General features: G+C 70.5%; 8 protein-coding genes and 1 pseudogene. 3 read left to right on the forward strand and 6 right to left on the reverse strand.

The window, feature by feature from the left end:
• Positions 1-189: 189 nt before the first annotated feature.
• From BH719_RS07445 to BH719_RS07455, 3 genes are all read left to right on the forward strand, one after another.
• Positions 190-1,749, forward strand: coding sequence for an amino acid permease (locus BH719_RS07445; protein ID WP_245683337.1), 1,560 nt, complete (start codon positions 190-192; stop codon positions 1,747-1,749).
• Between the two features lie 167 nt (positions 1,750-1,916).
• Positions 1,917-2,636 carry an HNH endonuclease family protein gene (locus tag BH719_RS07450; RefSeq protein WP_034255373.1) on the forward strand — a complete coding sequence of 240 codons (720 nt, stop codon included), beginning with the start codon at positions 1,917-1,919 and terminating at the stop codon, positions 2,634-2,636.
• Positions 2,637-2,860: 224 nt separating this feature from the next.
• Positions 2,861-3,577, forward strand: a complete 717-nt coding sequence (locus tag BH719_RS07455; RefSeq protein ID WP_009744210.1) for a VanZ family protein — start codon at positions 2,861-2,863, stop codon at positions 3,575-3,577.
• 267 nt (positions 3,578-3,844) lie between these two features.
• Here the strand turns inward: BH719_RS07455 and BH719_RS09410 are convergent.
• The 6 genes and pseudogenes from BH719_RS09410 to BH719_RS07485 all read right to left on the reverse strand — a co-directional run.
• A pseudogene (locus tag BH719_RS09410) lies at positions 3,845-3,961 on the reverse strand (cyclic pyranopterin monophosphate synthase MoaC); the annotation flags it as partial.
• Positions 3,962-4,117: 156 nt separating this feature from the next.
• Positions 4,118-4,321 carry a type II toxin-antitoxin system VapB family antitoxin gene (locus tag BH719_RS07465; RefSeq protein ID WP_009744213.1) on the reverse strand — a complete coding sequence of 68 codons (204 nt, stop codon included), beginning with the start codon at positions 4,319-4,321 and terminating at the stop codon, positions 4,118-4,120.
• A 47-nt stretch (positions 4,322-4,368) separates the two neighbouring features.
• A complete protein-coding gene (locus BH719_RS07470) occupies positions 4,369-5,037 on the reverse strand; it encodes a response regulator transcription factor (RefSeq protein WP_009744214.1) in 669 nt (222 codons plus the stop codon).
• The gene (locus BH719_RS07475) at positions 5,034-6,275 is read right to left on the reverse strand and encodes a histidine kinase (protein WP_009744215.1); all 1,242 of its coding nucleotides are present in this window, start codon (positions 6,273-6,275) and stop codon (positions 5,034-5,036) included. The genes BH719_RS07470 and BH719_RS07475 overlap by 4 nt, the downstream gene beginning before the upstream one ends.
• 108 nt (positions 6,276-6,383) lie before the next feature.
• Complete coding sequence (locus BH719_RS07480) at positions 6,384-7,163, reverse strand: ABC transporter permease (RefSeq protein ID WP_009744216.1); 780 nt, start codon at positions 7,161-7,163, stop codon at positions 6,384-6,386.
• A 25-nt stretch (positions 7,164-7,188) separates the two neighbouring features.
• The gene (locus BH719_RS07485; protein ID WP_009744217.1) at positions 7,189-8,082 is read right to left on the reverse strand and encodes an ABC transporter ATP-binding protein; all 894 of its coding nucleotides are present in this window, start codon (positions 8,080-8,082) and stop codon (positions 7,189-7,191) included.
• Positions 8,083-8,222: the final 140 nt, after the last annotated feature.

The raw sequence follows: 8,222 nt of genomic DNA on the forward strand, positions 1-8,222 counted from the left end.
GGCCGTCCGGTGCCGGGGAATGGGCGCCCCGCGCGGGCCGGCCCCCGCCTCGTTACCCTAATGGGTGTTGGACAAGCGGCCCGCGGGCCGGACGAAAGGCGCACAGTGACGACCACCCCCGACCAACGAGGCGCGACCCCCGTCCCGGCCGCTCCCAGCACCAGCCGCTTCAAGACGCGCCACCTGTCGATGATGGCGCTCGGCCTGGCCATCGGCGCAGGCTTCTTCCTGGGGACTGGGCAGGCCATCGCCGAAGCCGGGCCCGCCGTGCTCGTGTCCTACGCGCTCGCGGCCCTCATCGTCGTCTCCGTCATGTTCGCCCTGGCCGAGCTCGCGTCCGCCCTGCCCTCGACCGGTTCCTTCTCGACCTACGCGGAGGCCGGGATCGGCCGGTGGGCGGGCTTCACCATCGGGTGGCTCTACTGGATCATGCTCATCATGGTCACAGGCATCGAGATCAGCGGGGCCGCGGAGATCTTCGTCAGATGGTTCCCCTCCACCCCCCGGTGGCTGGTCGCCCTGGCGGTCGTCGTCGTCCTGGGCGCCGTCAACCTCATGGCCGCGGGGCGCTACGGGGAGGTCGAGGCGTGGCTGTCCATGGTGAAGGTCGTCGCCATCGTCGCCTTCCTGGTCGTCGGCGTCGTGCTGGTGGGCCGTTCGCTGGTCCTGGGCCCGCTGCCCGGGCACGAGCCCATCTGGACCAACGTCTTCGGGCACGGGGGCTTCGCCCCCAAGCACATGGGCGGCATCGCCGTTGGACTGCTGGCCGTGATCACGTCGTTCGGCGGTATCGAGATCATCACGATCGCCGCCGCCGAGGCCGACGACGCCCAGGCGGCCATGTCCAGCGCCATCCGCTCCGTCATCATGCGGATCCTGGTGTTCTACGTCGGCTCCGTGGTCCTCATGATCGCCCTGCTGCCGTGGGACGGCCAGGAGATGCGGACGGGCGCGTTCGCCGCGATCCTGTCGATGGCGGGCGTCCCCTACGTCGGCACCGTCATGGAGGTCATCATCTTCATGGCGCTCATCTCCGCCTATTCGGCGAATGTGTACGCCTCAAGCCGCATGGCCTACTCCCTGTCCGCCAGGGGGATGGGCTGGCGCTGGCTCCTGGGCGCCCCCCAGGTCTCCGCCTCGGCGATCATCGCGGCCGACGAGGCGCGCTCCGCAGCGGCTCCCGGTGTTTCCTCCGCGGACGGGCCGGGGGCCGCGGACGAGGCGGGGGCCGCCCGCGCGGACGCCCCTGCCGTTCCGGGAGGCGCCGCCCGTGATGGGGAGGAGGCCGCGGTCGCCCCGCAGGGCCCCGAGGAGGCGGGGCTGGCCGGGCTCGAGGAGGTCCTGGCCGACGAGGACCACGGGGACATCGCCCGAGGGCGCACGCCCCGGCGCGCCGTCGGACTCATCATCGCGCTGTCGCTGATCTCCGTGGCGCTGAACTGGTACCTGCCCGAAACGGCGCTGTCACTGCTCATCAACGCGGTGGGAATGGTGCTGCTGATCGTGTGGACCTTCATCCTGATCGCGCAGATGCGCCTGCACCGCTCCTTGGAGGCCTCGGGCCGAATCGCCATCCGCATGCCCGGGTGGCCGTGGCTGGGGTGGGTGGTGCTGGCCGGCCTGGCCTTCGTCGCGGGCCTGATGGCGTGGAGCGAGACCGGGCGCCAGCAGTTGGTCGCGATGGGCGGGCTGACGCTGATCATCGTCGTCGTGTACTTCGTCCGCCAGCTCTGGTCCGCCAGGCGCTGAGCCAGGCGTACTGGGTCCACAGGCGGGCTCCGGTGGCCGCTCGTCCCCAGCCACGGCCGATGGGGCGCGGGGGATCCACAATTCCTCTGTGAGGGACGCAGATGAGTGCGCCCTGGAGCATGATGGAAGCGCGCCCGCACCCGGGCGCACGACGCGAGGAGGACGAGATGGCGAGGCGGCGCAGGCGCAGGCGCGCGCGTGCGGGGGACTGGGCGGCATTGGCCGTGGTGGTCGCCCTGCTCGTGTGGGCGTTCGCCCCGGGCGTGGGATGGGATTTGTTCGACCTCGGCGGCCAGTCGGGCGACGGCGCAGCGCAGTCGGACGGCGCCTGGTTCCAGAGGCTGAGGGCGCTGCCCGTGCGCGGGCCCTCCGACGAGGCGTCGGTGCCCGAGTACTCCCGCGACGAGTTCGGGCAGCGGTGGGCGGACACGGACCACAACGGCTGCGACACCCGCAACGACGTGCTGGCGAGGGACTTGGCGCGGCCTGTCTTCAAACCGGGCACCCACGACTGCGTCGTCCTCTCCGGCACTCTGGCCGAGCCCTACACGGGCTCGACGGTGGAGTTCGAGCGCGGCCAGGACACGTCGCAACTGGTCCAGATCGACCACGTGGTGGCGCTCGCCGACGCGTGGCGCTCGGGCGCATGGCAGTGGGACGGCGACGAGCGCCAGGAGTTCGCCAATGACATGGACAACCTGCTGGCGGTCGATGGCGCGGCCAACGAGCGCAAATCCGCTGCGTCGGCGGACCAGTGGCTGCCGCCGAACAAGGCGTTCCGCTGCGAGTACGTGCAGCGCCAGATCGTTGTGAAGACCACTTACGGCCTGTCGGTGACGCAGGCGGAGCGGGACGCGATGGCGGCCGTGCTCGGGGGGTGCTCCTAGGGGCGGCGGGAACGGGTGGCGGCTCCTCTGCCGCCCCGGTCCTTCCTGGGGGCGCGCTGCCCTCGGGGGAGGCGCTGCGCGCCCGCGTGGGCGACTGGGGGCCGTCCCGGGCGGCGCCACCGGGCGGGAGCGGCGGTGCTGTCGGCGTGGTGTTCCCAACGCCCGTGCGCCTCCGCCCCCTCATCGCGGCTAGTCTCGGATGGGAACGGTTTGGAGGAGGACACGTGAACACAGCCATCCACTGGGCGCAGGACTGCCTGCTCTTCGGCGCGGTGGCGGTGGTGGTCGTCGGCGCGTGGTGGTTGTGGGGCGCCCGCGCGCCCCTCGCCCAGTCCGCTCAGCCTGTCCGATCCGCTCGACCCGCCCGAACCGTCCACCCCGCCCGCTCTTTCCGCCCCGCCCTGAGCGCCGGGGCCGGGGCCGGGAGCGCCCCGGCCCCGTGGACGTGGAGGGGTCGGCGGCTGCTGCCACTGCTGTGGGCCCTGTACGTGCCGGGGCTGTTGATCTTCACGCTCCTGCCCCTGCCCCGCGATCCCGCGCGGGCGTGCGCGTCCATCATCCACTGGGACAACTACGTCCCCTTCGGATCGTTGGCGGCCGTGGTCCAGCAGTTCCAGGACGGCCAGACCCTGCGCGCCGTGCTCTACGGCCTGTCGATCGGGCTCAACGTTCTCCTTTTCGTACCCTTGGGCGCGCTCGGGGAGGCAACCCGCCGCGGGGACGGGGCGCGGGGCGCGCGGAGCCTTTGGGCGTGGGCCGGGCTCGGGTGCGCGCTGTCGTGCCTCATCGAGTTCGCCCAATGGACGGGGCTGTTCGGCGTCGTGCCGTGCACGTACCGCGTCGTCGACATCGACGACGTCATCACGAATACGCTCGGCACTTGCCTGGGCGCGTGGCTCTTGCCCCGCCTCGCCCGCAAGCCGTGGCTCATGCGAGGCTAGGGCGCGGCTCTAACCGCGGCCTTCAAAGGGATGCGGGCAATGGTCCGCTGTTCTCCCCGCGAACCCGCCGGAATCCAGCCGTTCCTTTTCCGTGGGCCCGCCCTTGCTCCGGTCCCCCTTGTGTCGCACACAAGGGAGGGAATTAGGAAACACGGGACCGCACACAAGGGCGGGATCAAGCCGTTGTGTGCGGCGCGTGTTGCGTAAATCAGAGTCCTTGTGTGCGTGCCCGGGGGGGAGTCGGCCTGGGCCCGGTCCTGGGGCGAGTGCGGAGCGGTCGACGCCCTTGGCCATGTCGATGACCGCCAGCGCGGCGACCGTCACAGAGATGAGGGCCTCCATCTCGACGCTCGTGCAGTCGGCGGTGCGCTTGTCGGCGCTGAGCCGGGGCTCTCCGTCCAGTCAGCGAGCGTTTCTTCGATCTGGGCCAAGCCGATATCGGAGGACGCTGCCGCGATCACCAGGTCGACCACGTCGTCGTTCGATACGCATCCCTTGATCGTCATGTGATTGAGTGAGAGGAACTCGCACTGCACAGCGCTACTGTCCCAGTCGCTCTATGGCGTCCCCCCAGCGCTCAACGGTTCGGCTGAGTGCGTCGTTCACGCGCTGGTGGTGGGTCGTGCGGCTGAACTCCTCGTCGATCGCGTGCAGAACGGCATCGTGTTTCGACGTGCCGGAGCGCTGCGCGAGCTCTTCGAGTTTGCGCGCGCGGTCCTGGTCGAGTCGGAGTGTCATTGCCATACGGGGATGGTATCGCTCTGATACCACATGAGCCGCGCGGGCCGGCGTCAGAGCCAGCCGGACTCGGTGGCGATGCGCACCGCCTCCGCGCGGGTGCGCGCCTCGGTCTTGAGCATCGCGGAGGACACGTGGTTGCGCACGGTCCCCTGGGACAGGCGCATCTCGCGGGCTATGTCGGCGATGGTGCCGCCGGTGGACACCGCGCGCAGCACGTCGGACTCGCGTTCGGTCAGCGGGGACGTGCCGCGCGACAGGGTCTCCACGGCGAGCGTCGGATCCACGACCCGCAGGCCCTTGGCCACCCGGCGCACGGCGTCCGCCAGCTGGTCCACGGGCGCGTCCTTGACCATGAAACCGGTGGCGCCCGCGTCGAGGGCCCGCTGCAGGTAGCCGGGCCGGCCGAAAGTGGTCACCATGAGCACGCGCGTCGCCGGGAACCGGCGGCGGATCGTCTCGGTGGCGGTGATCCCGTCCATGATGGGCATCTCGATGTCGAGGACCGCCACATCGACGGCCCCGCTCCCGTCGTGGCCGCCCCCGTCCTCCCCGGCTCCGCCCTTTCCCGTGCCCCGTGCCGCTGGGGCGAGCGCCTCCACGGCCTCCCGCCCGTTCGAGGCCTGGGCGACGACCTCGATGTCCGGCTCCAAGTCGAGCAACGAGGCCAGGGCGCCGCGGATCATGGCCTGGTCGTCGGCTACAAGGACGCGGATGCTCATAGGATGCCCTTCGCGGTCGGCTGCGGTGCGTCCACGATAACAGGATGCTCGTGGGCCGCAGGGGGGTTATCGGCCCCGGTCCCGTGGAAGGCGAGGGCCACGCACCAGGTGGACCCAGTCGGCCCCCACGTGACGGTCCCCTCCGTCGCGGCGCGTTCGCGCAGCCCCTCGAGCCCCGTGCCCGAGCCGGAGGAGGACCGTGAGAACGAGGCGGAGTACCCGTCGTTCGTCACGGAGACCCCGGTGGGGGACAGGGCGATCCACACGCGCGTGGGGTGGGCGTGCGCGATGGCGTTCGTGATGCCCTCGCGGATCACGTGCCCCGCCAGGGAGGAGCGGATACCCGCGGGGGGCTCCCCGGTGTTGGTGATGATCACGTCGATGCGGGCGACCTCCAGCAGGCTGCGGGCGGACTCCAGCTCCTCGCGGGGCGACAGGCGGCGGTTCTCGGCGACGATCGCGCGCACGTCGGAGAGGGCGGACTGGGACATGTCGATCAGGTCGTCCACCTGCGCGGCGGCCTCCTCGGCGCGCCCGGCGTCCAGGAAGCGGGCGGCCAGTTGCGCTTTTATGTGGATCGCGGTCAATGAGTGGCCGAGGATGTCGTGGAGGTCCCCGGACAGGCGCAGGCGCTCGCGGTCCTTGGCCACCAGGAGGGCCTGCTGGTGGACGAGGCGCTCCTCGTTGTCCCTGTCGATGGCGTGGCGCGCCATGGTGGTCACGATGACGGGGAAGAGCACGTAGAGGCCGTAGTAGAAGGGGTAGCCGTCGGCGGACGCCTGGACGCACGTCAGTGCCACCAACGCGGCGGTCCCCGAGGGGTAGATGCGGCGGGGCGATTGCAGGACCCACGCGCTGGTTTGGTACGACAGCATGGGGAAGGTCCCGGGCACCCCGATGATGTGGCCGAACGCGAAGGCCGCCAGTTCCGCGCCCAGCAGGACGGAGTGCGTGATGGTGAACCTGGTCGTCAGGCGCTCGCTCTGGCGGGGGACGGGGTTGAAGATCCACGTGGCCAGGTAGGCGCCGCCTATGAGGACGGAGGTGGTGAGCTGGCCGGCGCCCCGCAGGGTGTCCAGCCCCTCATCCAGGGCGGAGCCGATGGGGAAGGCGAGGAAGACGAGGAAGGGCAGCGCCCACGCGAGCGAGTGGATGGTGGGATGGCGCGCCATGAAGTCGCGGAGCGCGCTGGCGCTGATCGGGCGCACTGCGGCGCGGGGGGTGCTGGTGGTCGTCATGGTGGTATTGTTCCACGGCCGGGGCCCGGCCACGGGTGGGGGAGGGGGTTGTCGGAGGGCGGTGCGCGGCGCCGACGGCTCCGGGAGGTGCCGCCGGCGCCGAGGGCCTCATCGCGCGGTGTCGCGGCGCTGCGCCCATGCGGCTAGGAGCACGAAGAACAGGATCCATGCGATCAGGTTCGCCACGTAGGACCATTTGAAGGTCTCCCACCCGTAGACGGGCAGCAGCGTGAGGTTCACGATGCCGTACATGGGCGCGTAGGGGGCGATGGTCTGGAAGAAGGAGCCCATCTGGTTGATGGGGATGAACATGCCGGACAGGAATCCGCTGAAGACGGTGACCGCGCTGGATGCGGCGAACGCGCCGTCGGAGCGCACCGCGAAGGCCACCGCCAGGCCCTGTGCGGAGGCCAGGATGGAGGACGCCAGGATCAGCAGGGGGGTTTGGATCCATGCCGAGGCGTCCATCTTGGCCCCCGTCGCCGCGCCGACGCCGTAGGTGATGGCCGTGACGACCACGGCGATGCCCATGGAGGCGCAGATCCGTGCGCAGGTGTTGGCGAGGGGGCTCAGGGGAGTGGTCGCGTAGAGGCGGGAGATGCCCGATGTCCTCTCCAGGGCGGTGTTGGTGGCCAGGGACGCGACTGTGAGGAAGACGCCGTAGAGGGTCATCGACACGAGGACGGTGGCCGCGACGTTCCCGTTGACCGTCCATATGTCGGAGTAGGACTGGCCGGTGCCGAACATGAAGTACATGCCGATGGGCAGCAGGATGGCGAAACCGATGGAGAAGGGGTTGGTGAGGTTCTTCCAGAAGGTGTACCAGCCCAGCAGCGCCGCTCCGTTCCAGCCGGACGCGGGTTCTCGGGAGATGGTGATGGTGGTCATTGCTGTTTCTTTCGACTTGTGGGGCTCAGGCGGTGAGTTCGGTGAAGACGTCCTCCAGGGTGGAGGCGGTCACTGAGATGTCGTGGGCCCCGGGGTGGGCGAGCGCGATGCGGGCGGCGTCGTCCATGTCCCTCCCTGTGGCGTGGACGCGGCCCCCCTCGTAGGAGGCCTTCCACTGGGGGTTGGCGTTGTGGAGTTCCTCGACGAGGCCGGGGCCGGACTCCTCGGGGACGGCGATGGACATGTGGGTGGTGCGCCCGCGCTGGCGCAGCTCGTCGGTGGGGGCGTCGGCGATGATGCGGCCGGCTTTGAGGATGATGGTGCGCTGGGCGAAGTCCTGCGCCTCGGCGAGGTAGTGGGTGGCGAAGAGGATCGTGCGCCCTTCGGCGGCCTGGGCGCGCATGACCTCCCAGAACTCGCGGCGGGCGGTGGCGTCCATCCCTGCGGTCGGCTCGTCGAGGACCAGCAGGTAGGGGTCGGGCAGCAGTGCGAGCGCGAGGCGCACCCGCTGGCGCTCGCCCCCGGAGAGCTTGCGGATGGTGCGCTGGGCGAAGGGGCCGAGTTTGGTCTCGTCGAGGATCTGGTCGACGGGCAGGTGGTGGGGGTGGGTGCGCGCGAAGAGTCCCACGGCCTCCTTCACGGTGTAGTCCATGGGGAGCGCGCCGCTCTGGTGGACGACGCCGATCAGGGAGCGGCGCATGGCGTCGCGGGCGGGCATTCCGAAGAGTTCTGAGGTGCCCTTGGTGGGGGCCGTCATGCCGAGGAGCATGTCGATGAGGGTGGTCTTCCCGGCGCCGTTGGCGCCCAGGAGGGCGACGATCTGGCCGACGGGGACCGTGAGGGAGATGTCGTCGACGGCCGTGACGCTCCCGAAGCGCCGCGTGAGACCGCGGGCGCTGATTGCTGTGCTTGTTCTCATGGCAGCAGTGTGCGCGGGGAAGGGGTGGGCGGCAAGTGCGTTTCGGTGGGGGACGACCCATGACAGGTGTCACGTCCCCTCGTGCACGGGGCCCGGGATCGCGCTGGCGGTCCCTTTCACCATCTGCTTCACGGTCCCCT

This window comes from Pauljensenia hongkongensis, from assembly GCF_001746855.1.
Classification (GTDB): domain Bacteria; phylum Actinomycetota; class Actinomycetes; order Actinomycetales; family Actinomycetaceae; genus Pauljensenia; species Pauljensenia hongkongensis.